This is a genomic window from Micromonospora deserti (genome assembly GCF_003236335.1).
Taxonomy (GTDB): domain Bacteria; phylum Actinomycetota; class Actinomycetes; order Mycobacteriales; family Micromonosporaceae; genus Micromonospora; species Micromonospora deserti.
Genome location: NZ_POUB01000517.1, coordinates 1 through 939 on the forward strand (window position 1 = coordinate 1; position 939 = coordinate 939).

Below are 939 nucleotides of genomic sequence, written 5' to 3' on the forward strand. Positions count from 1 at the left end.
GCGACCGGGCGGGCGGCCTCGCGGACCGCCTCGGCGAGGGCGACCAGGTCGTCGGTGGTGGGCGGCGGAGGCTCGAACTCGCCCTCGTGACGGACCACGTCCCAGCCACGCGGCGCGGTCAGACTCCGGGCGTGCGGCTCGCAGAGGTCGTACGTGTGCGGCTCGGCGAAGGCGGCCAGCGGGCCCACCACGGCGGTCGACTCGTTGTAGACATAGGTCAACGTGGCGACCGCTTGCCGGGGGCAGCCGTTACGGGAGCAGCGCCGTGGTGACCTCACGGCGGCAGGGTATCTCCATTACCGGCTCGGGCGCACCGCTTCGCGTTGCGACACGCCCGTCGTGGTGATCACAATTCGGCGGGACTGACCCCGCCGCGCCACGGTGGCGGCGCTGCCGCAGGCCAGGCCGGCGCGGGGGCTACCCTGTGCCTCATGACGAGCCCGGAACACCGCCGCCCCGGCTCCGGTCGGCGCGCCCACCGTGACCGGCACGGGCGCGGCCTGCGCGGGCGGCTGGTGCCGGCGACGGTGCCGCTGGCGCGGACCAAGGCCGAGATCTTCGACGACCTGGTGCTGGACACCGTCGAGACCCTGGAGCGGCGGTTCGCCAAGGAACTGGCCGGCGTCGAGTTCGCGGTCGAGGACGTCCCACCGGAGCTGAACGTCTACGACTCCGACGTGCTGGAGGACGGGGAAGTGCCACTGGCCCGGCTGCTCCCCGGCCGGCCGGGCCGGCAGGAGGTGCCGCCCCGGATCGTGCTCTACCGCCGTCCCCTGGAGTTTCGTGCGATGGACCGCGAGGACCTCGCCGATCTCGTCCACGACGTGATCATCGAGCAGGTGGCGAACCTGCTCGGGGTCGACCCCGACGAACTGGCCTGAGCCGCTTCCCCAGCCGGACCACCCGCCCGAGCCGCGGCCCGAGCCGGGCGGCCCCCAC

Annotated in this window: 2 protein-coding genes; one reads left to right on the top strand and one right to left on the bottom strand. The window is 74.0% G+C overall.

The window, feature by feature from the left end; translation table 11 throughout:
- Positions 1 to 278, bottom strand: a 278-nt coding sequence (locus C1I99_RS31665; protein WP_111137788.1) for a DUF3499 domain-containing protein, incomplete at its 3' end; no start/stop codon positions are given.
- A 153-nt stretch (positions 279 to 431) separates the two neighbouring features.
- On the opposite strand from C1I99_RS31665, the gene C1I99_RS31670 reads away from it, so the two are divergent.
- Positions 432 to 881, top strand: a complete 450-nt coding sequence (locus C1I99_RS31670; protein ID WP_111137787.1) for a metallopeptidase family protein — start codon at positions 432 to 434, stop codon at positions 879 to 881.
- The last annotated feature ends 58 nt before the right edge of the window (positions 882 to 939 follow it).